This is a genomic window from Thiobaca trueperi, from assembly GCF_004342175.1.
Classification (GTDB): domain Bacteria; phylum Pseudomonadota; class Gammaproteobacteria; order Chromatiales; family Chromatiaceae; genus Thiobaca; species Thiobaca trueperi.
Window position 1 is genome coordinate 1 of sequence record NZ_SMAO01000010.1, and the last position, 24892, is coordinate 24892.

The following is a 24892-nucleotide window of genomic DNA, read 5'->3' on the forward strand; positions in this document are numbered from 1 at the left end:
TCCCGAACTCAGACGTGAAACGGTGGCTCGCCGATGATAGTGTGGGGCTTCCCCATGTGAACGTAGGTTACCGCCAGGGCCTTATACCCAAAACCTCATCTTCTCTCGAAGATGGGGTTTTTCTTTGCGCGCAATTAAGATACCGGCGGCAATCGCCAGGCACGCCGCACTTGGTCTAAGCTGTTTCATCACAGACGCAGCTCAAGACACATCATCCATGTCAAGCCGAACGCCAAGACCTGACGATCTGCCGTCCCATCTCGGGCGCGCGATGCTTTTTGGCGCATGGATCGTGGGGCTTGCGCTTCTGGTGCTGTTCTTCAATGACCTGATTGAACGACAGAACAATCCCAATCCGGATCCGGTCCTGGCTCAGGGTCGCGACGGGGTTCCCGCTGTGGTGCTGCAACGCAATCGCGCCGGTCACTATGTCGCGACGGGACTCATCAACGGCATGCCCGTGCGTTTTCTGGTCGATACGGGGGCGACGAATGTCGCCCTTCCGCTGCAACTGGCGCAACGTCTGGAGTTACCCTTGAGCCCCGGCGGCATGAGCATGACCGCCAATGGCGCGGTACGAACCTGGAACACCCGACTGGAGCGCATCGATCTTGGCGGACTCGTCGCCCACCGGATCCGCGCCACTGTGCTGCCCAACATGCCGGGCGACGAGGTACTTTTAGGGATGAGCTATCTCAAGCACTTGGAGCTGATCCAGCGTGGCAATACGCTGACCCTGCGCCAGCCTGCCGGATCCTGACTGTCTGCCGCGCTGGCCATCTCAAGCCAGATCCCGGTTACCACCCCCGCTCCAGCAAAGGCCGCAGAAAGCGCCCGGTATGCGAGCGGTCATTGACGGCGACCTCTTCCGGGGTGCCGACAGCGATGATCTCGCCGCCCTTGTCGCCCCCTTCAGAACCCAGATCGATGATCCAGTCGGCGGTCTTGATGACATCCAGATTATGTTCGATGACGACCACGGTGTTGCCCTGGTCGCGGAAACGGTGCAGCACGTCGAGCAGATGTTTGACATCATGGAAGTGCAGTCCGGTGGTCGGCTCGTCCAGGATGTAGAGCGTCCGCCCGGTATCGCGCTTGCTCAACTCGCGGCTGAGTTTGACCCGCTGGGCCTCGCCGCCCGAGAGCGTGGTGGCGCTCTGGCCGAGCCGTACATAGGCGAGTCCGACATCCATCAGGGTCTGGAGTTTGCGGTGGATGACCGGGACCGGGGCGAAGAAGGTCAGCGCGTCCTCGACCGTCAGATTCAGCACCTCGTCAATGGTCTTGCCCTTGTAGCGGATCTCCAGGGTTTCGCGGTTGTAGCGCCGGCCCTTGCAGGTGTCGCACTGCACATAAATATCGGGCAGAAAATGCATCTCGACCCGGATCAATCCATCCCCTTTGCACGCCTCGCAGCGTCCGCCTTTGACATTGAAGCTGAAACGTCCGGGTGCGTAACCGCGCGAGCGCGCCTCGGGAACGGCGGCAAAGAGGTCACGCACCAGATTGAAAAGTCCGGTATAGGTCGCCGGATTGGAGCGCGGGGTGCGACCGATGGGGCTCTGGTCGATATCGACGACCTTGTCGAAATGCTCCATACCTTCGACGGCGGCATGTGGCGCGGGCGTCAGGCTGGCCCCATTGAGATGCCGGGCGATGACCGGATAGAGGGTATCGTTGATGAGCGTCGATTTACCCGAACCAGAAACGCCGGTGATGCAGCAGAAACTGCCGACCGGGATAGCGGCATCGACGTTGCGCAGGTTATTGCCCCGTGCCCCCAGAATGCGCAACTGGCGTGCTGGATCGTTGGGCGTGCGCTGGCTCGGGATGACGACCCGCAGTTCGCCTGTCAGATACCGCCCGGTCAGTGAGCGCGGTTCGGCGGCGATCTGTGCGGCGGTTCCCTGGGCGACGATCTCGCCGCCGTGAACCCCTGCACCGGGGCCGATATCCACCACCTGGTCGGCGGCGCGGATCGCCTCCTCGTCGTGCTCGACCACGATCACGGTATTGCCGAGATCGCGCAGATGGGTGAGCGTCTTGAGTAGCCGGGCGTTGTCGCGCTGATGCAGTCCGATGGAGGGCTCGTCCAGGATGTACATGACCCCGACCAGACCGGCGCCGATCTGACTGGCAAGCCGGATGCGCTGCGCCTCGCCACCGGAGAGCGTCTCGGCGCTGCGTTCCAGGGTCAGATAATCGAGCCCGACATCGACCAGAAAACGCAGCCGGGTGGCGATCTCCTTGATGACCTTGGCGCCGATCTCACCACGCTGACCGGGCAGTTCCAGCGTCTCGAAATAGCGCAGGGCATCGCCGACCGGCATCCCCGAAATCGCCGGCAGATTCCAGGGACCGACGAAGACGTGCCGCGCCGACTCATTCAATCGGGTTCCCTTGCAGGACGGACAGGGTTGATGCGAGAGATAGCGCGCCAGTTCCTCGCGCACCGTGCTGGATTCGGTCTCGCGGTAACGCCGTTCCATGTTGCGGACGATGCCCTCGAAGGGCTGCGCTTTGGCGCTGCCTTTCTCATGTGGGAGCCTGAGTTTGATCTTCTCCCTGCCGCTGCCGAAGAGAATGACCGAGCGCGCCGATTCGGCGAGTTCCAGCCAGGGGGTCTCGACATCGAAGCCGTAATGCTCGCCGAGCGAGCGGATCAGTTGGAAATAGTAGGCGTTGCGTCGATCCCAGCCACGCACCGCACCGCCGGCCAGACTCATGTGCGGATGCGCGACCACCTTGGTCGGATCGAAGAACTGTTCGACGCCCAGTCCGTCACAGGTCGGGCAGGCGCCGGCCGGGTTGTTGAAGGAGAAGAGCCGCGGTTCCAGTTCGACGATGCTGTAACCGCAGACCGGACAGGCGAATTTGGCCGAAAAGGTCAGCTCGGGACGCTCCGGCTCGTCGATCCAGGCGATGCGGGCGATGCCGCCCGAAAGATTGAGCGCGGTCTCGAACGACTCGGCCAGCCGCAGGGCCAGATCGGCGCGCACCCGGAAGCGGTCGATGACGACCTCGATATCGTGCTTTTTCTTCAGGTCCAGTTCGGGCGGGTCATCCAGCTCGCACAGCGCCCCATCGATCCGGGCGCGCACGAAACCCTGGGCATGCAGCTCGGCGAGCAGACGCTGATATTCGCCCTTGCGGGCCGAGACCACCGGGGCCAACAGCATCAGTTTCTCGCCTTCGGGCAGGGCGAGCACCTGATCGACCATCTGGCTGACCGTCTGGGCGTCGAGCGGCGCGTCGTGCTCAGGACAGCGCGGCTGACCGACGCGGGCGAACAGCAGACGCAGATAATCGTAGATCTCGGTGATGGTGCCAACCGTCGAGCGCGGGTTGTGCGAGGTGGTCTTCTGCTCAATGGAAATGGCCGGCGACAGACCTTCGATATGATCCAGATCCGGCTTTTCCATGACTGACAGGAACTGGCGGGCATAGGCCGACAGCGACTCCACATAACGCCGCTGACCCTCGGCATAGATGGTGTCGAAGGCGAGCGAGGACTTGCCGGAGCCGGACAGACCCGTGAAGACGATCAGCCGGTCGCGCGGCAGATCGAGGTCGATGCTCTTCAGATTATGGGTCCGCGCGCCGCGAATGCTGATGGTATCCATGAAGCTCTGCCAGTGGTGGCCGATGTTCAACAACGCGGGGGGTTGTGCCGGCTGTCTCGCAACAGAAGGGAAGGATTCAGTGCCTGCGCTGTCGCGCAGGCCAAGCTGCTATTATGCGGAGCTTCGCCGACCAGACGCAAAGGCCAGCGGCCGTGAACCGATCAGACAGACCCGATATCAAGACTGCCAACGTCCCCTTTTCCGCGACCGAACGCCGCGCGACCGCCGGTCTGGCCGCCATTTTTTCGACCCGGATGCTGGGTCTGTTCATGGTGCTGCCGGTGTTCGCGCTCTATGCCCATGAACTGCCCGGTGCAACCCCGATGCTGGTGGGGCTGGCAATCGGCGCCTATGGCCTGACCCAGGCGTTCCTCCAGATCCCGCTCGGCCTGCTTTCCGACCGCATCGGACGCAAGCCGGTGATCTATGGCGGACTGACGGTCTTCCTGCTCGGCAGTCTGGTTGCCGCGCTGGCCGACAGCATCCATTGGGTGATTCTGGGACGCGCGATTCAGGGCAGCGGGGCCATTGCCGCCGTCACCGTTGCCCTCACCGCCGATCTCACCCGCGACGAGGTGCGTACCAAGGGCATGGCCATCGTCGGCGTCAGCGTCGCCTTTTCGTTCGCCGCCGCGCTGGTGATCGGACCTCCGCTCGCGCGCTGGTTCGGCATCGCTGGCATCTTCTGGCTGACGGCAGCACTGGCTGTCATCGGCATGCTGATCCTGGCCTATGTGGTGCCGGATCCGGATCGCTCGACGATGCATCGCGACGCCCAGCCCGTGCTGAGTCAACTCACCGGCGCGCTGACACATCCAACCCTGCTGCGGCTCGATCTGGCGATCTTTCTGCTGCATCTGACGATGGTCAGCCTGTTCGTGGTGCTGCCGCTGTCGGTCGAATCGGCCGGGCTGGCGGCAATCGATCACTGGCAGCTTTATCTGCCGGTGATCCTGCTCGCCATTCTGGCGATGGTGCCGTTCGTCGTCCTCGCTGAACGTCAGGGGCTGGAGCGTCCTGTCCTGCTGGGTTCGGTCGTCGCCCTGGGCCTGGCGATGCTGGGCCTCCATGCCTTCGATGACTCGCTGTGGGCGCTTGCGATACTGCTGGTGGCGGTCTTTGCGATCTTCAATCTGATGGAGGCGGTGCTGCCGTCGCTGGTCTCCAAGGCGGCGCGCGCCGGTGCGCGTGGCACGGCGATGGGGATCTTTTCCAGCGCCCAATTCATCGGCGCCTTTCTGGGCGGCCTGCTGGGCGGCTGGACGCATCAGCAATTCGGCGCCGACGCGGTCTATCTGGTTGGCGCCCTGACCTCGCTGATCTGGATCGGGCTGATGGCGACCATGGCGATGCCGGAGAATCTGACCCGCCACGTCCTCACGCTGGCAGCGTCACCGAAGGACGGTGCACCGGGTCTGGAGCAGCTTTTGCTGGATGTGCCGGGGGTCAAGGAGGCGGTCATCGCACTGGATGAAGGCGTGGCCTATCTGAAAGTGGACAGCCGCCAGCTCGATTGGGCAAGATTACAAACCTTTGCGGCCAGTACCTGACGCGCGCGTCAGACCGCTGACACACCTTTTTCGATGAAACACACAGCGCCCGCGTGGGGCGGGAGGACGGTATGGCAGGCATTAACAAGGTGATTCTGATCGGCAATCTCGGTGCCGATCCGGAGGTCCGGTACATGCCGAGCGGCGATGCCGTGGCGAATGTCAGCATCGCAACCAGTGAGTCCTGGAAGGACAAGAACACGGGCGAGAAGCAGGAGCGCACCGAATGGCACCGGGTGGTGTTCTTCGGGAAGGTCGCGGAGATCGTCAAGCAGTATCTGCACAAGGGCTCGAAGATCTATGTCGAGGGCAAGCTGCGCACGCGCAAATATCAGGCGCAGGACGGCAGTGACCGTTATTCGACCGAGGTGGTCGTTGATATGAATGGCACCATGCAGATGCTCGACGGCCGGTCCGGCGGCGGTTCATCCGTTCCCTTCGACGACGAACCCGCATCCGCCTCGCGCGGCGGTGCACGTCCTCAGTCCGCCGCGCCAGCTCCCGCTCCGACGAGCGGCGGTCAGACGCCCAGAGGCTATGACGCGCCGGGCGGCTTCGACGACGACATACCATTCTAAACTGCCGCCAGGCGGTTTGATTCGGACGAGGGGATCGCTAATAGATCGTTGTACTCATGGTGATCTCGTTCCAGATGTCCTTGACGGTCAGGGTCATGGCGACGCGGCGGTCGCTGTACCAGGTGTGCAGCAGCCGATGCGCCCGCTCGGAGAAGGGCTGTTCGAGATAATCCCGGTACAGCGCCTGGACCTGCGGGTTGTTGTGTGACTGGCGAACCGGCGTGGCGCGATCAATGGCGAACAGCGTATCGCGCCGTTTGAGTGCGTTGCGCCGGTACGCCTTCTTCGAGCGCAGGTTGCCGCCGCCGTCCACGCAGCCGCCCGGACAGGCCATGATCTCGATGAAATCGAAGTCCGCTGTGCCGGCGCGAATGCGCTCGCACAGCTCGCGGGCCGGCCCCAGTCCGTGAGCCATCGCCACCTTCACCCGTCCGATCGGGCCGCCGACCTCGACTGCCGCCGTGCGCAGTCCCTCGAAGCCGCGCAGGGGCGCGACCTCGGTGTGATCGAGTTCGTGCCCGTTGACGATGCGGTACATGGTGCGCACGGCGGCCTCCATGACCCCGCCGGTGGTGCCGAAGATGGCACCAGCGCCCGAATAGGCGCTCATATAGGGGTTGTCGAAGGTGGACGGCGTCAGACTGCGCAGATCCAGGCCGCGACGCTTGAGCAGACGGGCGAACTCGCGCGTGGTCAGCACCAGATCCACCTCCTGCACGTCGCCCGCTCCCAATTGTGATCGCGCGCGTTCGTCCTTCTTGGCCACGCAGGGCATGATGGAGATGACCCGGATGCGGGCGGGATCGATACCCATGCGTTCCGGCAGATAGGTCTTGGCGATGGCCCCGAGACACTGCTGCGGCGACTTGGTGGACGAGAGCAGCGGCAGCAGGTCCGGATAGTGGCGCTCGGCGAAATTGATCCAGGCCGGACAGCAGGAGGTGAAGGTCGGACGCCGTCCGTCGCCGAGCCGGCGCAGCAGCTCGGCACTTTCTTCCATGATGACGACATCGGCGGCGAAATTGGTGTCGAGCACGATGTCCGCCCCGAGGCTCCGCAGCGCGGCGATGATGTGTCCCTCCACATTGGTACCGACCGGAAAGCCGAATTCCTCGCCGAACCCGACCCGCACCGCCGGCGCGAACTGGAAGACGGTGACGATCTCGGGGTCGAACAGATAGTCGAGCACCCGGTCGGTCTCGTCACGCTCGCCCAGCGCCCCGGTCGGACAGACCAGCAGACACTGGCCGCAGGTGACACAGGTCGATTCGGCCTGCGAGAGCCCGTGGCGCAGACCGACGGCGGTGTCCAGCCCGTTCCCGGTCACCACCAGGGCATCGACCGTCTGACCCTGTCGGCAGATGGCGATGCAGCGCTGGCAGCGCACGCATTTGGTCATGTCGCGGACCATCGCCGGGGACGAGCGATCAACCGTGCGTCCCATGACACGCGCCCGGTCATAGAAACGGTTGGTGTGTAGCCCGACGAACTGGGCCACGTCCTGGAGCTCGCAGTTGCCGTGACGCACGCAGGTCGCGCAGTCCTGATTGTGGTCGGCCATCAGCAGCTCGACCTGCAACCGCTGCGCCTCACGCGCGCGCCGCGAGCGCGTTCGAACATTCATGCCCGCTCTGGCCGGCGTCACGCAGGCGGCGGCGAGCAGGGGCTCGTCCGTCTGATTCTGGCTCGCCACCTCGACCAGACACACCCGGCAGGTGCCGGGCGCGTGATCAATGTCGTTCAGCTCGCACAGACTCGGAATGTAGAGTCCGTGGCGGCGGGCGCAGGCCAGAATGGTCTCTTCCGGCAGGGCTTCGAGCGTCTGACCATCGACCGTCAGCAGGAGAAGCGGATCGGTAGCGTTCGGCTGGTTCATGACAGTTCCGCTCCTTCCGGGATGGGTTGCGCGGTGATCACTGAATAGATGCGATAACAGCGCAGACAGCGCCGCGCTTCGCGATAGGCATCATCGTCGCTGATCGTGGCCTCGACCTCCTCGAACATGGTACGCCGGACCTCCGGATCCAGCTCCGGGTGATGTACCCGGTATTCGCGCTTGACCGGCACCTCTTCGCAGTCGCTGGCGAGCAGCTTGTGGGTGTGCAGCAGCGCACGCATGCGGGTGCGCGGGAAGAAACAGGTATGCCCCAACTGGATCCAGTCGTTGATGCTGCGTGCTGCCTGCAAGCCATTGGACATGGCGTGGATCAGGGTCGATGGGCCGAAGGCACAGTCGCCGCCGGCGAAGACACCGGGACGCGAGGTGGAGAGATCGAAGGGATCGATCTCGATCCAGCCCCAGCGCGTCAGGTTCAGACCATCCTGCGGCTGTACCGCCCCGCTCTGCACCTGCTGGCCAATCGCCGCGATCAGGGTGGTGCAGGGCATGAACTGTTCGCTGCCCGGAATCGGCTCGACTCCGCGCCGCCCCCTGGCGTCAATCTCGGTCTGGCGCATGGCGACCAGCTCGATCCCGGTCACCCGGCCCGCGTCGCTCAACACCCGTGCCGGGTTCACCAGCGGATGGAAGACGACGCCCTCTTCGACGGCGGCCTCGATCTCGCCCGGATCCGCCGGCATGTCCGCGCGCGTGCGCCGATAGATCAGATGCACCCGCTCGGCGCCCATCCGCAGGGCGGAGCGTGCGCAATCCATGGCGACATTGCCACCGCCGACCACGACCACGTCGCCGCTGAGATCGGTTTTGCGGATGCCGGCGATGTGGTCATGCACCTTGAGCAGGAAGCTGATGCCGGTCTCGTAACCGGCTGTCGCCAGATCCTCGCCGGCGACACCCATGTGCGTGCCCTCCTGACAGCCGAGACCGAGAAAGACCGCGCGGTAGCCGCGCGCGAAAAGGTCATCGACGCTGAAATCCCGTCCCATCGCCTGCCCGAACAGGAAACGCCCGCCGAGCGTGGTGATGATATCGGTCTCGGAGTGCAGCACGTCCTTCGGCAGCCGATAGCTCGGAATCCCGATCGCTGCCATACCGCCCGCCTCGTCGAGCGCCTCCAGGATATCGACGTGGTAGCCGTGCAGCAGCAGATGGTAGGCGCAGGCGATGCCGGCTGGCCCGGCACCCACGATTGCCACACGCATCTCGGGCGCTAGCTGACGGCTGACCATGTCGCGGGTGAAATGCAGCGCATCCGGCCCCTTTTGACGATCAGCGACATAGCGCTTCAGGGTTTTGATGCCCACCGCCTCATCGACCAGTGCGCGTCGGCAGGCCATCTCGCAGAAGCGCACGCAGACCCGCCCGCAGGTCGCAGCCATCGGGTATTTCTGCAGGATGACACCGAGCGAATAATCGGGTTTGCCATCGCGCACGTAATCGATATAACGCGGCACGTTGATCTTCGACGGACAGGCCTCGATGCAGGGTGCCGTCATGTATTCCATACCCGCCTGCTCCGGCAGCGGCTGCGTCGTTGCGATTTCGGCCTCGATGTCGGCGCGGAAGTGCCTGAAGGCGCCCATCAGGGCCACGGTCGCGGTGCGACCGAGCCCGCAGAGTGATGAGTCGGTCATCTGACGGGCCAGTTCGATGATCCCGTCGAGATCGATCGGCCCCGGTCGGGCCTGGGCGTAGGCCGCCAGCGCATCGCGGATCAGCGGAGCGCCGATCCGGCAGGGTGTGCATTTGCCGCAGGACTGTGCGGCGGCCATCTCCATCTGGCGGCGGAAGGCATCGACCAGACTCACCGAATCGTCGAAGATCAGGAAACCGCGGTCGCCGATGAAGGCGCGGATCGGATTGCCCTTGTTGAAGAAATCGAAACCGTCGAGATCGGGCCACCCGGTCGGGAGCGCCGTCTCGCCAGCACGCCGATCAACTGCCTGCCCATCCCAGACGCCGTAGGCAATCTTGGTCATAGCACACTCCGTATAACGTCGGATGCGGATAATTCACGCGACATGCAGGAAAGTCACCACTAAACCGCGTCCAGCGCGATATGCATAATTTTCAATTTGTGTTTAGCTGTGGAGATGTCATCGACATCAGTGGAGGCGCGGTTTAACAGCGCACAGCATGACTACTCTATGTCCTGAGTATGACGAATGATACATTTTATGACGACAATGTATTGTCATCGCCGGAGTCTGGTTCAGCCTGTCGCGTTTCGATCCGCGCAGATCGAATCGATCTCCCGGCGCCGTCAATGACTAAATGGGATCTGTGGCTGATGTACAATCTGCACAGCCCACTGTTCCGCCAGGCAAACGGCGGCCACTGCCCGACAGACCTGTGGAGATGCAGACATGACCACTCCGGCGCACGCTGACAGCGGGCCTTCCTCGTTCGGCTCATCCCGGATCGATACCGGGGCCGACACCTCCTGGCTCAACGCCGGGGATATCCAGGCCGCCCTCGCGGACAACCGCTGCGAGGATGCCGGACTGGTCCGGGAGATTCTCGCCAAGGCGCGTGAACTCAAAGGGCTCGCGACCCGCGACGTCGCGGCGCTGATCCAGATCCAGGATCCCGCGCTGCTCGACGAACTCTTTGCCTCCGCCCGCTGGGCCAAAGAGGCGATCTACGGCAGGCGCATCGTCCTCTTCGCCCCGCTCTACATCTCCAATTTCTGCGGCAACAGTTGTACCTACTGCGCCTTCAGCAAGGAGAACACGACCCTCAAACGTCGCGCCCTGACGATCGATGAGATCAAACACGAGGCTGAGGTTCTGATCGACCAGGGCCACAAGCGGCTGCTGCTGGTCGCCGGCGAATCCTATCCGAACGGCTTGAAATATGTGCTGGATGCGCTGGAGGCTATCTACGCACTCAGGCTGGGCAACGGCGAGATCCGCCGCATCAACGTCAACCTGGCGCCGCTGTCGGTCGATGAATTCCGCCAGTTGCATGAGATCGGCATCGGCACCTATCAGATCTTCCAGGAGACCTACCAGCGCGATGTCTATGCCGCCGCCCATCTGGGAGGCAAGAAGCGTGACATGGACTGGCGTCTGACCGCACCCGACCGCGCCATGCAGGCGGGCATCGACGACATCGGACTGGGGGTGCTGTTCGGACTGGGCGACTGGCGTTTCGACGTGCTGGCGCTCATGAACCATGCGGCCCATCTGGAAGCCACCTATGGCGCCGGCTGTCACACCATCAGCGTCCCGCGCATCGAGCCGGCGCACGGCTCCGACTTCTCGCGTTCGCCCCTGAACCCGGTGTCGGACGCGGATTTCAAGAAGCTGGTCGCCATCCTGCGGCTGGCCGTGCCCTATACCGGCCTCATCATGTCAACTCGCGAGACGGCCCGGATGCGCCGCGAGACCTATGCACTCGGGGTCTCGCAGATCTCGGCCGGCAGCCGCACCAATCCCGGCGGCTATGCGGCGCATGCCGAAACCGTCGCCCTGCCGGATGAGGACGGGCGGGAGGACTTCGATGCGAGTCAGTTCTCGCTCGGCGATCACCGACCGCTCGATGTCGTGGTGCGCGAGCTGGCCGAGCTGGGCTACACCCCATCCTTCTGTACCGCCTGCTATCGCAACGGACGCACCGGCGAGGACTTCATGCACTGGGCCAAGACCGCTGACATCAAGCAGAAGTGCGGGCCCAATTCGGTTGGCACCTTCATGGAATATCTGCTCGATTACGGTCAGCCGGAGACGGTGCGGGCCGGCGAGGCGGCCATCGCGCGCGATCTGGCCGAGATGGGAGACGCAGAGCGGCGTGTCTCGACGGTGATCCTCGACCGTATCCGCGCTGGCAAGCGTGACGTCTTCTGCTGAGATGGCCGGGGCGCGAGAATCCGCCGCGCGGATCGAGACCGATCCGCTCGGCGATTTTCCCGTTCCCATCGATGCCTATTACGGCATTCATACCGCCCGCGCCCTGGCCAACTTCGATCTGCTTGGCCGACCCTGCCATCCTGAGCTGATCCGCGCCCTGGCGCAGGTCAAGCTGGCCTGCGCCCGCACCAATGCCGAGCTTGGCTTCCTGCCAGCGGAGGAGGCCGACGCCATCCTCGCCGCCTGCCGCGAGATCGTCGCCGGCAGGCTCCATGAGTGGATCCGGGTCGATGCGCTCCAGGGCGGGGCTGGCACCTCGCTCAACATGAACCTCAACGAGGTGATCGCCAACCGCGCCGAGGAGCTGCTGGGCGGGTCGCTCGGCCAATACCGGCGCGTTCACCCCATCCATCAGGTCAATCTGCATCAATCGACCAACGATGTCTTCCCGACCGCGCTCAAGGTCGCGGCGCTCGTCGCGCTGGAGCGGCTGGAGCAGGGCATCGCCCGTCTGCAATCCGCCTTCCAGACTCAGGAGCATGCCTGCGAGGGCATCGTCAAGATGGGTCGGACGCAGCTTCAGGACGCCTGTCCCATGACGGTCGGTGCCGCCTTCGGCGCCTGGTCCGAAGCCTTTGCCCGCGATCGCTGGCGCGTCTTCAAGTGCAGGGAGCGCCTGCGGGTGGTCAACCTCGGCGGAACCGCCATCGGCACCGGGCTGACCGCGCCGCGTGACTACATCTTTCGCGTCACCGACCGGCTGCGCGAGGAGACGCGGCTCAACCTCGCCCGCGCCGAGAACCTGCTGGACGCGACCCAGAACGCCGATGTCTATGTCGAGGTCTCCGGCATCCTCAAGGCCCATGCGGTCAACCTCTACAAGATCTCGTCCGATCTGCGCCTGCTCGCCTCGGGGCCGCGCGCTGGGCTTGGCGAGCTGCGCCTGCCGCCGGTCCAGGCCGGCTCCAGCATCATGCCGGGCAAGGTCAACCCGGTCATCTGCGAGGCAGTGGGGCAGGCAGCGATGACCGCCATCGGCAACGACGCCATGATCACCCAGGCCTGTCAGTCCGGTCAGTTGGAGCTGAACGCCTTTCTGCCGCTGGTCGCCAACGCACTCCTGGAGAGTCTGGCGGTGCTGGAGCGCGCCTGTCTGACCCTGGCCGAACGCTGCGTCGCGGGCATCGAAGTGAACGTCGAACACTGCCGCGACCAGGTCGAAGGCTCCTGGGCGCTGGTCACGGCGCTGGTTCCGGCCCTTGGCTACGAGACCGCCTCCCGCATCGCCAAACAGGCCGCCGCAAGCAACAGGCGGGTCCGCGATCTGGTCCTGGAGCAGGGGCTGCTCGATGCACCGACGCTGGATCGGCTGCTGTCCCCGGCGGCCATGACGGCGCTCGGGTTTCGCTGACCGCACGCAATACCGCCGCTGGAGGAGACGGATTCCGCCATCGAGCATCCACTCACCAATCCAACATCATTCAAACCCATCCAAATCGGGCCATCTCCCATGCTGGACACCCCCAAAAGCCTGCGCCTGCACATCGGCCTCTTCGGTCGCCGCAATGTCGGCAAGTCGAGTCTGATCAACGCTTTGCTGGGCTATCCACTCTCCATCGTCTCGGACGTGGCCGGGACCACCACCGATCCGGTCGAGAAGGCGTGCGAGCTGCCGCCGCTCGGCCCGGTGGTCTTCGTCGATACCGCCGGGATCGACGACGAGGGCGAGTTGGGCGGCCTGCGCATGGCGCGCACCGCCGGGGTGCTGGAGCGGGTCGATATCGCCCTGCTGGTCTGCGACGAGCGCGGCCTCGGCGAGGAGGAGCGCGCGCTGATCGCGAAGCTCCAGGAACGCCAGACGCCGATCCTCTGTGTGCTCAACAAGAGCGATCTGGGCGAGGCACCGGATATCGGAATCGCGGAACTGCTGGGCGAGACCGGCGAGCTGGTGCGGGTCTCGGCACGGGAACACCACAACCTCGATGCGGTGAAGGAGTCCATCATCCGTCTGGCGCCCGAGGATTATCTGCAGGAGCCCCCACTGGTCGCCGATCTCATCCAGCCGGGCAGCACGGTGGTACTGGTGGTCCCCATCGATCTGGGCGCACCCAAGGGGCGGCTGATCCTGCCGCAGGTGCAGGTGATCCGCGAGGCGCTGGACGCGGACGCCATCTGCACCGTGGTCAAGGAACGCGAGCTGGCGTCCGTGTTCGAGAATCTGCGCACACCGCCCGCGCTGGTGATCTGCGATTCGCAGGTGGTGATGAAGGCCGCCGCCGACACCCCGCCCGAGGTGCCACTAACAACCTTCTCGATCCTCATGGCGCGTTTCAAGGCGGATCTGATCAAGCTGACCGCTGGCGCGGCCATGATCCACCGGCTCAATCCGGGCGACCGGGTGCTGATCGCCGAGGCCTGTACCCATGACCTCATCTGCGACGACATCGGGCGGGTCAAGATCCCGCGCTGGCTGCGTCAGTTCGTCGGCGGCGAGCTCCAGATCGACTTCAGCACCGGCAAGCACTTTCCCGAGGAGATCGCCCACTATGATCTCATCATCCAGTGCGGCGCCTGCATGGTGACGCGCCGGCACATGCTCTCCTGGCTCTATCGCGCCGAGCGTCAGGGCGTACCCATGACCAACTATGGCGTCGCCATCTCGCTGTTGCAGGGGGTGCTGCCGCGTTCGCTGCATTGTTTCCCGGCGGCCATGCTGGCCTACCGGGACGCCTGCGCGGCGGGGGAGGCATCGGCATGAAGGCGCTGGATGACTTGCTGACACAGGAGACCTTCAGCGACGCCGACATCGTGCGGCTGCTCGGCCTGACCGATCCCGCCGACTGCAAACGCCTGCGGCGGGCGGCCTACGATCTGACGACTAGGCTCATCGGCGATCTGGTCCACTATCGCGGCATTATCGAGTTCTCGAACCGCTGCACCCTCAACTGCCGCTACTGCGGCATCCGTCGCGACAACCGGGATCTGGAGCGTTACGACCTGAGCCGGGAGGAGATCATCGAGAGCGCCATCTGGGCGGCGGAGAACCACTATGGCTCGGTCTGTCTCCAGGCCGGCGAGCGGCGCGACGAGCCCTTTATCGCCCTGGTCGAGGACTGTATTCGCGAGATCCGCGCCCGAACCGTCTCGGACACCCTGCCCGAGGGCGCCAGCATCACGCTCTCGCTCGGCGAGCAGTCGCCGGAGACCTACCGGCGCTGGCGCGAGGCCGGCGGCAAGACCGAGTGCATGCGTTATCTGCTGCGGATGGAGACCTCGAACCCCGAACTCTTCGCGTGGCTCCACCCGGACGGCTTCGCCCATGAAAAGGCGTATGAGTCGCGCATCCAGGCGCTTGCGGATCTGCGCGCCGCCGGATTCCAGGTCGGCACCGGCGGCATGATCGGACTGCCCGGTCAGACACTCGCCGATCTCTGCGCGGACATCCGTTTCTATCAGCGCCTGGATGCCGACATGCTCGGCATGGGGCCTTACATCCTCTCCGGCGGCGGCGACCTGCTCGATGCGGGCATGATGGAATCGGGGCCGCTGCTCCAGCTCGCGCTCAACATGCTGGCGGTCTGCCGGCTGGTGCTGCGGGATGTCAACATTGCGGCGGCGACCGCTCTTCAGGCACTGGCCGAGGACGGGCGTGAACAGGGCATCGCCCACGGCTGCAACATCATCATGCCCAACATCACGCCGCGCCCGGTGCGCAAACGCTATCAGCTCTACGACAACAAACCCTGCATCGACGAGGAGCCGACCGACTGCCGCGCCTGTCTGGAGGGGCGCATCCAGCGCATGGGCCGGCGGGTGGGCTGGAATCAATGGGGCTGCTCGCGTCATTTCCGCCGACGCATGAATCTCCCGGTCGAGATCCTTCCACTGGGTGAGCCGCCGATGCGGGCCGGCTCGATTGCCGTCCCTTTCGTCTCCTGGCGCGGGGATGCGGTTCGAACCGGTTCCCGAGAGGATTAAACCGCGCCCAGTGCGGCATGCGATGTTTGGGGATTGAGCCGGCCTTGGCAGAACTGACGACGGTTGGAGCTGGCGCGGTTTAAGATATTCAATAATATGAAATTTTAAACCGCGTCTCCACTGAGGTCGATGACATCCCCAGGGCTAAACACAAACTGAAAATGACGCATGTCGCACCGGACGCAGTTTAGTTCATGATATCCAGTCAAGTCGCTCTAGTTGCTTGTATGACAGGGGTATTTTAGAATGCCATTAAATTCTTTGGCATTTTATAGGGGTATTAAACCGCGCTCAGAGCGAGATGCCGGGTTTCGAGTGCATTCGACGTTTGGCGCATCCACGGCCCCTGGCGGGGACGCAGTTTAAAAGTTTATATTTTTTAATATCTTAAACCGCGCCCGCTCACAGGGTCGTCGATGCTGCCAAGATCGATCCAGACCAAAAACATCGCCTATCGCACGGGGCGCGGTTTAACCCCAAACATGATCCTTCATTCGCCGCAGTGGTCGTCACGCCGTCGGACACCGGATTCCTCTACAGGTCATTCGTGTTCCCGCGCCGTTCCGGTCTTCCAGAAACGAAGGGTCGCAACGCGGGGACTGCGTCATCATCGCGCGGCCGCCCGGCTCGTGTTCAACCTGGCAGTGCGCGCCCCTTGCATGGGTTGCGTCGAGTGAGGTCTCTGATGTTGTTGACTGGGCAGGACAATGAAAAAGCGATCATCAGGGAACTGATGAAAACCCTTGGCTCCGAGCGATCGGAACTGATTCCGATCCTCCTCGCGGTGCAGGATGAATTCGGCTATGTCTCCGAATTCTCCATGCAATTCATCGCTGACCAATTGAAGATGTCGGCCAACGAGGTCTATGGCGTCGCCACCTTCTTCCACTTCATCAACAAGAAGCCCAAGGGCAAATTCATCATCCGACTCAGCCGCGACATGTCCTCCATCATGAAGGGCGCCAAGTCGGTCGCGCGCCAGTTGCGCAACGATCTGGGCATCCGCATGGGGGAGACGACCCCGGACGGCATGTTCACTCTGGAGTGGACGAGCTGCATCGGCATGAACTATCAGGCCCCGGCCATGATGGTGAACAACGAGGTCTTTTCCAATCTGACCCCGCCCAAGGTCCATCGCATCATCGAGGACTGCCGCCAGGAGCTCTATGCCCATCGCCCCACCGTGGGCAATGTCGGCGAGACCCATGCGAGCACCCTGAGCTATGCTAGCCACGAGCCGAACGCGGCCCTGAACCGGCTGGTCCAACAGCGGATGAGTCCCGCCGATGTGAGCGGCGAGCTGACCGTCTCCGGACTCAAGGGACGCGGCGGCGCGGGTTTCCCGACCGGCGTCAAGTGGAATCTGGCCTCCAAGGCCGAGGGTGACGTCAAGTACATCATCTGTAACGCCGACGAGGGCGAACCGGGAACCTTCAAGGACCGCATCATCCTCGGCAAATACGCCGATCTGGTGTTCGAGGGCATGACCCTGGCCGCTTATGCCGTTGGGGCGACCGAGGGCATCGTCTATCTGCGCTACGAATACACCCACCTGCGCCCGCATCTGGAGACCATCCTGGCCGCGCGCCGCAAGGCGAATCTGCTGGGCGAGAACATCCTTGGCAAGCCGGGTTTCTGCTTCGACATCCGTATTCACATGGGCGCGGGCGCCTATGTCTGCGGCGAGGAGACGGCACTCATCGAGAGCCTGGAAGGCCGTCGCGGCGAGCCGCGCAACCGTCCGCCCTATCCGGTCGAGAAGGGCTTTCTCGGGCGTCCGACCGTGGTCAACAACGTCGAGACCCTGGCAACAGCGAGCTGCATCGTCGCGCGTGGCGCCAAGTGGTTCACCAGCATCGGCACCGAGCGCTCCAAGGGCTTCAAGCTGTTCAGCGTCTCGGGGGATTGCGCCCGTCCCGGCGTTTATGAATTGCCCTGGGGCATGACGGTCCAGCAGTTGCTGGAGCTGGTCGACGGTCAGGGCGCCAAGGCGGTCCAAGTCGGCGGCTACACCGGCGAGCTGGTCCCGGCGAGTCAGTTCGACCGCGTCATGGGTTACGAGGATTTAGGGATCGGCGGCTCCATCATCGTCTACGGTCAGGGCCGCGAGATGCTGGAGGTGGCCGAGAACTATCTGGAGTTCTTCATCGAGGAGTCCTGCGGCCAGTGCACCGGCTGCCGCATCGGCAACACCAAGCTCCTGGATGGCGTGCGTCTGCTCCAGAAGGGCACCTGCTCCAACCGTTACCTCAACGACCTGATCGGTCTCAGCCACAGCATCAAGACCACCTCCAAGTGCGGTCTGGGTCAGGCCAGTCCGAACATCTTCATCGCCATCAACGAGCATTTCAAGGAAGAGATCATGGCGCGCCCGGTCCTGGCGGCCTGAGGATGGATGGGAGCAACCACGAGATGAGCAGCACACCTATGCAGACAACCACCCAACACCGCCGCCGGACCTTTGTCCCCGGTCCGGACACGGCCATGATCGATGTCTCCATCGACGGCATCCAACTCCAGGTGCCACAGGGGACGACCATCCTCGACGCCGCCCGCCGGATCGGGGTGCGGATTCCAACCCTCTGCCATCACGACGACCTCTGCACTGCCGGCGTCTGCCGCATCTGCGTGGTCGAGGTCGAGGGGATGCGCAATCTTCAGGCGTCCTGCGCCACCCCGGTCATGCAGCCGATCACGCTCAAGACCAACAGCGCCAAGGTACGTTCGGCGCGGCGTCACATCATCGATCTGCTGCTCGCCGAGCACTATGGCGACTGCAACACCTGCAAGCGCAACAACAACTGCGAGTTGCAGTCGCTCGCGACCGAGTATGGCGTCGATTTCTACCGCTTCGGCCATCCGACCGAGCCCAAGTACGCCATCGACCGCAGCAGCACCTCGGTCGTGCGCGACATGAACAAGTGCGTGCTCTGTCGTCGCTGCGTGCGCGCCTGTGATGAACTCCAGGGCGTCGGCTGTCTGACCGTCGCCAGCCGCTCATCGCGTGCGCACGTCTCGACCTTCGCCAACAAACCGCTCTCCGGCGTGGTCTGCATCAACTGCGGTCAGTGCATCAACCACTGTCCGACCGGCGCCCTGACCGAACAGGATCAGACCGACGAGGTCTGGACCATGATCGACAACCCTGCCAAGCATGTCGTCATCCAGACCGCTCCCTCGCCACGCGCTGGCATGGGCGAATGTTTCGATCTGGAACCCGGCACCCCGGTCACTTATCAGCTCAACACCGCGCTCAAACGGATGGGCTTCGACGCCGTTTTCGACACCAATCATACCGCTGACCTCACCATCATCGAGGAAGGCACCGAGCTGATCCTGCGGCTTTACAAGGCGCTGGTGCAGAAGGACGAGAGCGTGAAGCTGCCCCAGTTCACCAGTTGTTCGCCGGGCTGGGTCAAGTACATGGAGCACTTTTACGCCGGCATGCTTGATCATCTGTCCTCGGCCAAGAGTCCGCAGCAGATGTTCGGCTCGCTGCTCAAGACCTATTACGCCGAGAAGCGTGGCGTCAATCCCAAGGACATGGTCGTTGTCGCGCTCATGCCCTGCACCGCAAAGAAATACGAATGCAACCGCCCGGAGATGAATTCCAGCGGTTTCAAGGACGTGGACTACGGTTTGACCACCCGTGAGCTGGCGCGTATGGTCAAGGAATCAGGCATCGATCTGCCCAAGGTGCCCGAGACCGGCTTCGACGAGCCATTCGGCGAGGCATCCGGTGCTGGTGTCATCTTCGGCGCCACGGGCGGGGTCATGGAGGCCGCACTGCGCACCGTGATCGAGATGGTCACCGGCAAACAGGTCGAGAACTTCTACGATCACGCCAACATCCTGCCGGTACGCGGGATCGAGGGGGCGCGTCTGGCCGAGATCACGATCACCGAGGTCGGCCCGGTGCCGGATCTCGTCAAGCATCTGGTCCCGGACTGGGAGTGGCTGAAGGGCGCGACCCTCAAGGTCGGCGTGGTGCACGGAACGGCCAACGCCCAACTGGTGATGGAGGACATCAAGTCCGGCGGTCCCTTCAGCGAGTGCCATTTCATCGAGTTCATGGCCTGCCCCGGCGGCTGTCTCGGCGGCGGCGGTCAGCCGATTCCGACCAGTCCCGAGATCCGCGCCCAACGCGCCAAGGCCATCTACCAGCTCGACGCCGACTACGCGGTACGCAAGTCGCACGAAAACCCGATGGTGCTCCAGCTCTACCGGGAATTCCTGACTGACGGTCCCTGCGGACACATCTCGCACCATCATCTGCACACGCACTATCAGGCGCGCGGCAAGTTCATCGGCTGAACGCGCTGCCATCGTCCGCTGACCCGGTTCGTCTGGACCGGGCAGCAAACCCTCTTCACGGAACAGGCGATGACCGCAAAACACCTGAGCTTCACCATCCTGGGCACCGGCGCGCTCGGTGGCTTTTATGGGTCACGACTGCTCCAGGGCGGATCGACCGTGCGGTTCATTGCCCACAGTGACGTGGACTGGATGCGGACGCACGGGCTGCGGGTCGATTCGCCGCTCGGCGATCTGGTGCACCAGCCGGTCGAGGTCTATGCCAGCGCGGATGCGATTCCGCCGAGCGATGTCGTCTGCGTGGCGCTCAAGACGACCCAAAACGCGCAGTTGCCCGAGCTGCTCAAGCCGCTGGTCCGCGCCGGGACGGTGATTCTCAATCTGCAAAACGGCCTGACCATGGAGGACGAGCTGGCGGCTGCCTTCCCGGATGCCTGCGTAATCGCGGGGCTCTGCTTTCTCTGCTCGAACAAGGTCGGTCCCGGCCACATCGCCCATCTCGACTATGGGCTGGTGAGTTTTGCCGCATTCGATGAGCGCGGACATGACTGGATTCCACGCCTGATGGCGGCGTTCAGCGCCGGCGGAATCGCCGTGGAGTCGCGACCCTCGCTCCCGCAGGCCCGCTGGCGCAAACTGGCCTGGAACATCCCCTTCAACGGGCTGTCGGTCCTGCTCGGGGTCAATACGGATGTCATCATGGCGGACCCTGACGCCAGGGCGCTGGCGGAGGAATTGATGGCTGAAGTCGCGGTCGGCGCCGCTGCCTGTGGCGTTCCTTTCGACACTGGTTTCACCCGCGCACTGCTCGACATCACCGAACGCATGACGCCTTATGCGCCCAGCATGCGGCTGGATTTTCTCGCCAGACGGGAGATCGAGCTTGAATATCTGTACCGCAGACCCCTGAGGGAGGTAGCCAGACATGGCGTCAGACTCCCGGCAGTTGAAGCCATTGCCAGTCAGTTGGCCTTTGCCGACAGGCGAAATCGCGAGGGATGAGATCAGGCGGGTAGACGCTTCATCTCGTGCTGGCGTTAAACTGCGTCCAGTGTGACAGGCATCGTTTCGAGCAAGGATCAGCCTTGCGGCAACCAACGATGTTCGGTGAGACGCGGTTTCACGCCATATGATGAATCCACCCGCATCATCCAGACCTCACGCCCGACATCAACCGACTGACTGGGGACCGACCGATGCTGAGTGGTTTGGGGATTTACACCAAAATCATGCATGAAATCGAGACCGGCGAGGCGCATTTGCCAACCCTGCCGGACGTCGCCCTGCGCATCCGCCGCGCCATGCAGCATCCCAACTGCGACCTGGCGACCATCGAAGGCATCATCCAGACCGATGCCGGACTCTCGGCGCATTTGATCCAGATGGCCAACAGCTCGCTCTATCGCGGCTGGCGCGAAACCAGGGATCTGAAACGCGCCGTCTCGCTCTTCGGGCAGGAAATGACCCGCAATCTCTGTCTGAGCTATTCGCTGCGGGCGATGTTTCGCCACAAAACGCCGACGCTGCGCACACTGCTTCAGACGGCCTGGAAAGACAGCGCACATCGCGCCGCTCTGAGCGCGGTGCTGGCGAAGCAGTGCCGCCGCATCAGCCCGGATCGCGCGCTCCTGGCCGGGCTGCTCCAGGAAATCGGTCTGCCACTGTTGTATGTTCGACTGGAAAAACATCCCGAGACACTGGACAACAGCGACATCATCCATGAACTGGCGGAGGACTTCAGCGCCCGCATCAGTGTGACGCTTCTGGAATCCTGGGGATTCGACGATGAGCTGCTGGAGGTGGCACGCAGTCGTCACGACTGGCTCCGCGACGATCAGAGCAAGCCGGATCTGGCGGACGTCGTCCTGCTCGCCACCTGGCATGTGCGGTTCCTGACCGATGGCGCGGCGAACGGGTTGCCGCCGCTCGACAGGCTGCCGGCGTATCACAGGCTCAAGCCGGGGCCGATCAGTCCGGGCGGAACCCTGGAGATCTTTGACGATGCCGTAGACATTCGCGAAATCGAGACGACCATGACCGGCTGAACGGCAAGCCCGACGCTCAACTGCGTCCAGAGCGTGATACTGAGTTTCGAGTTTCAGACTCAACGAGAGCGGACATGAGTTTCATCACAAAATGGGCGGATCGTTTGTTTTCGGCCCGGCACGCGGATGCGCTGGTTCATCAACCGGTGAACCCTGAGATCGATGACGCCGGGACAGAGACGGGAGAGGAAGCGGAAGAAAATGGCGAGCCTGAAGTCCCTGATCGGTCTGTCGCCGACCTTGACGCGCCGACGTTCGATGTCGATCGTTATTTTTATGCCTGGCTGATCGGTCTCGACGACCTCGTTGAACAGCCGCCAAACGCATTCGAGCAGTCTGTTCTGCATGACTTCGAACAGATGGTCAGGGGACAGCAATCGAACGCCCACCTGGTGCCGCGCCTGCCCACCGTGATCCCGCAGCTCATGCACAGTCTGAAAGATGAGAAGATGACCAGCGCCCAACTGGCGCGGCAGATTGCGAAGGATCCGGTGCTGGTTGGCGAAGTCATTCGGCTGGCCAACAGCCCCTATTATCGAAGAAGCCGGAAAATTGCCAGCATCGAACAGGCCGTGGTGCTTTTGGGCCAGAATGGCCTGAATCAGCTCATCGCGCGCGTGGCCTTCTATCCCATCCTCAATCTGCGCTCGGGGCAGATGACCCAGCGTGCCGGCGCACGCCTCTGGGGTCAGTCCGAGCTGTGCGCCCTGGCCTGTCACGATCTGGCCGAAAAACAGAAGCTGGACGCCTTTGCGGCCTATCTGTCCGGGCTCGTGGTCAATGTGGGCGTGATGGTCGGGTTGCGCCTGATGGATCAGATGTCGGGCAAAGAGGCGCATGACATCCCGCACGCCTGGGATTTCTATCGGTCACTCATCCTTCATGCCGGGCATTTTTCACACCGCATCGTCGCGGAATGGGGCTTTCCCGAGAACGTGATTCAGGCGATTGGCGAGAAGGCCGAACAGGGACCGCTGGAATCGATGTCGCCGCTTGGTCGGATCCTGTGTCGCTGTGATCAATCGAGCAAGCTGGATCTGCTGAAAGAAAATCAGCGTCTGCCGGTCGCGGGCGGAACCGCCAGCGTTTAGTGCGGCACCTTGGAAGTCCCGATACCGTTCGTTGTCGTAATCGAAAATCCGCAAGTCGATTACGACAACGACAACGATCTGAGACGGTCGCGGAACATCTGCACGGACGCACCAGCTCGATTTGACCCGATCCCGGCAATCCATCCGCAGCACACCCCGCCCGCCAGACAGATCTGAACAGGCCGCCAGGGATGCATGCCGACCCACATTGTCGACATTGAGCCTTGACTTTAGCGAGAAAAACGCTAATTTATGCAGCCATTCAGGATAATCTGTCGACAATCAGCGCATGTTTGTTTCAGCCGACGATGTCTCCGATACCAGTGCGACCATCGCCGACCGGATCTTCGACCGACTCAGGCAGGCAATCGTGGAAGGCGAGATTCCGCCCGGCAGCAAGATCAGCGAGCCCGTGCTGGCGGCGCGTTACGGCATCAGCCGGGGACCGCTGCGCGAGGCCATGCGGCGGTTGGAATCAACCAACCTGGTTGACCGCAAACCGAATGTCGGCGCCCGGGTCATCACCCTTTCCAGCGATCAACTGCTGGAGATCTATGTGATCCGTGAGGCACTGGAAGGCATGGCCGCACGGCTGGCGGCGCAACAGATGTCAGACGCCGCCATCGCCGATCTGCAACAACTGCTGGCGCAGCATCGCAGCGAGGTCGCGCGGGACGGACAGACCTATTTCCAGCAGGAAGGCGATCTGGATTTCCACTTCCGGATTGTTCAGGGTAGCGGCAACCGCCGGCTGATCGACATCCTCTGCAATGATCTTTATCACCTGGCGCGGATGTACCGCTGCCAGTTCGGGATGAAGAGTGACCGGGTTCGCGACGCCATCAAGGAACACGAACTCATCGCCGACGCCATCGCGGAACATGACGGCGAACTGGCGGAATGGCTGATGCGCCGCCATATCCGCCTCTCGCGGCGGGCCGTCGAGCGGCGACTGGTCGCCGAGAACAGCGGGCAATCCGTCAGCACATTCAGATCAAGACATTAAGAACCGGCGCACCCTGCTGCGCACTGATCAACAACGAGGCGAAACGATGACTGACAAGACCACGCCCGGCGCCAGACTGCGCCTTGCCGTCCAGGAAGAACATCCATTGCAGGTGGTGGGCGTGATCAACGCCTATCACGCCCGCATGGCCGAGCGCACCGGCTACCGCGCACTCTATCTCTCCGGCGGCGGCGTCGCGGCAGGCTCCTACGGGGTGCCGGATCTGGGCATGACCAGCCTGGACAACGTGCTGGAAGACGTCACCCGCATCACCTACACCACCGAGCTGCCGCTGCTGGTGGATGCGGACACCGGCTGGGGCAGCGCCTTCAACATCGCCCGCACGGTCAAGCAACTGATCCGCGCCGGGGCCGCCGGCTGTCATATCGAGGACCAGGTCGCCGCCAAGCGTTGCGGCCATCGTCCCGGCAAAGCGGTCGTCTCCAAGGCCGAGATGGTCGATCGCGTCAAGGCCGCCGTGGATGCGCGTACCGATGATTTCGTCATCATGGCGCGCACCGATGCGCTGGCCGTCGAAGGCATCGAGGCCGCCATTGAGCGCGCCGTGGCCTGCGTCGAGGCGGGCGCGGACATGATCTTCCCCGAGGCCATGACCGAACTGGCGCAATACGAACAGTTCAGCGCGGCAGTCCAGGTACCGATCCTGGCCAACATCACCGAGTTTGGCGCCACACCGCTCTTCACCACCACTGAACTGGGTCAGGCCGGCGCCTCGCTGGTGCTCTATCCGCTGTCCGCCTTCCGCGCCATGAACAAGGCCGCGCTCAACGTCTATCAGGCGATCCGCCGCGACGGCACCCAGGCCAACGTGGTCGATACCATGCAGACCCGCATGGAGCTGTACGATTATCTCGACTATCACAGCTTCGAGCAGAAACTCGATGCGCTGTTTGCGCAAGGGAAAACCGAGGAATAACGACTAAGGTGGTTTCCGG

General features: G+C 63.2%; 17 protein-coding genes. 14 read left to right on the plus strand and 3 right to left on the minus strand.

The window, feature by feature from the left end; genetic code table 11:
* Positions 1–271: 271 nt before the first annotated feature.
* Complete coding sequence (locus tag EDC35_RS16245) at positions 272–760, plus strand: retropepsin-like aspartic protease family protein (protein ID WP_243651745.1); 489 nt, start codon at positions 272–274, stop codon at positions 758–760.
* Positions 761–797: 37 nt separating this feature from the next.
* Here EDC35_RS16245 and uvrA read toward each other — a convergent pair whose 3' ends face one another.
* On the minus strand, positions 798–3623 hold the full coding sequence (gene uvrA, locus EDC35_RS16250) for an excinuclease ABC subunit UvrA (RefSeq protein WP_132978319.1): 2826 nt from the start codon (positions 3621–3623) through the stop codon (positions 798–800).
* 113 nt (positions 3624–3736) lie between these two features.
* On the opposite strand from uvrA, the gene EDC35_RS16255 reads away from it, so the two are divergent.
* Together EDC35_RS16255 and ssb are read left to right on the plus strand one after the other, a co-directional pair.
* Positions 3737–5173, plus strand: a complete 1437-nt coding sequence (locus tag EDC35_RS16255) for an MFS transporter (RefSeq protein ID WP_132978320.1) — start codon at positions 3737–3739, stop codon at positions 5171–5173.
* Between the two features lie 71 nt (positions 5174–5244).
* Positions 5245–5751, plus strand: coding sequence for a single-stranded DNA-binding protein (gene ssb / locus EDC35_RS16260; RefSeq protein WP_132978321.1), 507 nt, complete (start codon positions 5245–5247; stop codon positions 5749–5751).
* 37 nt (positions 5752–5788) lie between these two features.
* On the opposite strand, the gene EDC35_RS16265 is transcribed toward ssb, so the two are convergent.
* Positions 5789–7627 (minus strand): [FeFe] hydrogenase, group A, encoded by a 1839-nt coding sequence (locus EDC35_RS16265; RefSeq protein ID WP_132978322.1) that lies wholly within the window; start codon positions 7625–7627, stop codon positions 5789–5791.
* The gene (locus EDC35_RS16270) at positions 7624–9630 is read right to left on the minus strand and encodes an FAD-dependent oxidoreductase (protein WP_132978323.1); all 2007 of its coding nucleotides are present in this window, start codon (positions 9628–9630) and stop codon (positions 7624–7626) included. The genes EDC35_RS16265 and EDC35_RS16270 overlap by 4 nt, the downstream gene beginning before the upstream one ends.
* Before the next feature lie 387 nt (positions 9631–10017).
* On the opposite strand from EDC35_RS16270, the gene hydG reads away from it, so the two are divergent.
* The 11 genes from hydG to prpB all read left to right on the plus strand — a co-directional run bounded on the left by hydG (position 10018) and on the right by prpB (position 24873).
* Positions 10018–11502, plus strand: a complete 1485-nt coding sequence (gene hydG / locus EDC35_RS16275; protein WP_132978324.1) for a [FeFe] hydrogenase H-cluster radical SAM maturase HydG — start codon at positions 10018–10020, stop codon at positions 11500–11502.
* A complete protein-coding gene (locus EDC35_RS16280; RefSeq protein ID WP_243651747.1) occupies positions 11486–12913 on the plus strand; it encodes an aspartate ammonia-lyase in 1428 nt (475 codons plus the stop codon). Before hydG ends, EDC35_RS16280 begins: the two co-directional genes overlap by 17 nt.
* Positions 12914–13012: 99 nt before the next feature.
* Positions 13013–14260, plus strand: coding sequence for a [FeFe] hydrogenase H-cluster maturation GTPase HydF (gene hydF / locus EDC35_RS16285; protein ID WP_132978325.1), 1248 nt, complete (start codon positions 13013–13015; stop codon positions 14258–14260).
* Positions 14257–15480: a [FeFe] hydrogenase H-cluster radical SAM maturase HydE gene (gene hydE, locus EDC35_RS16290; protein ID WP_132978326.1), complete on the plus strand. Its 1224-nt coding sequence runs from the start codon at positions 14257–14259 to the stop codon at positions 15478–15480. The genes hydF and hydE overlap by 4 nt, the downstream gene beginning before the upstream one ends.
* Before the next feature lie 733 nt (positions 15481–16213).
* A complete protein-coding gene (locus EDC35_RS16295) occupies positions 16214–17869 on the plus strand; it encodes an NAD(P)H-dependent oxidoreductase subunit E (RefSeq protein WP_243651748.1) in 1656 nt (551 codons plus the stop codon).
* 23 nt (positions 17870–17892) lie between these two features.
* Positions 17893–19794, plus strand: a complete 1902-nt coding sequence (locus EDC35_RS16300) for an NADH-dependent [FeFe] hydrogenase, group A6 (RefSeq protein ID WP_243651749.1) — start codon at positions 17893–17895, stop codon at positions 19792–19794.
* 69 nt (positions 19795–19863) lie between these two features.
* The gene (locus EDC35_RS16305; RefSeq protein WP_132978328.1) at positions 19864–20796 is read left to right on the plus strand and encodes a 2-dehydropantoate 2-reductase; all 933 of its coding nucleotides are present in this window, start codon (positions 19864–19866) and stop codon (positions 20794–20796) included.
* A 227-nt stretch (positions 20797–21023) separates the two neighbouring features.
* Positions 21024–21839: an HDOD domain-containing protein gene (locus EDC35_RS16310; protein WP_165903460.1), complete on the plus strand. Its 816-nt coding sequence runs from the start codon at positions 21024–21026 to the stop codon at positions 21837–21839.
* Between the two features lie 74 nt (positions 21840–21913).
* Complete coding sequence (locus tag EDC35_RS16315) at positions 21914–22930, plus strand: HDOD domain-containing protein (protein ID WP_132978330.1); 1017 nt, start codon at positions 21914–21916, stop codon at positions 22928–22930.
* 289 nt (positions 22931–23219) lie between these two features.
* Positions 23220–23936: a GntR family transcriptional regulator gene (locus EDC35_RS16320; RefSeq protein WP_132978331.1), complete on the plus strand. Its 717-nt coding sequence runs from the start codon at positions 23220–23222 to the stop codon at positions 23934–23936.
* A gap of 46 nt (positions 23937–23982) precedes the next feature.
* The gene (gene prpB / locus EDC35_RS16325; RefSeq protein WP_132978332.1) at positions 23983–24873 is read left to right on the plus strand and encodes a methylisocitrate lyase; all 891 of its coding nucleotides are present in this window, start codon (positions 23983–23985) and stop codon (positions 24871–24873) included.
* Positions 24874–24892 lie beyond the last annotated feature (19 nt).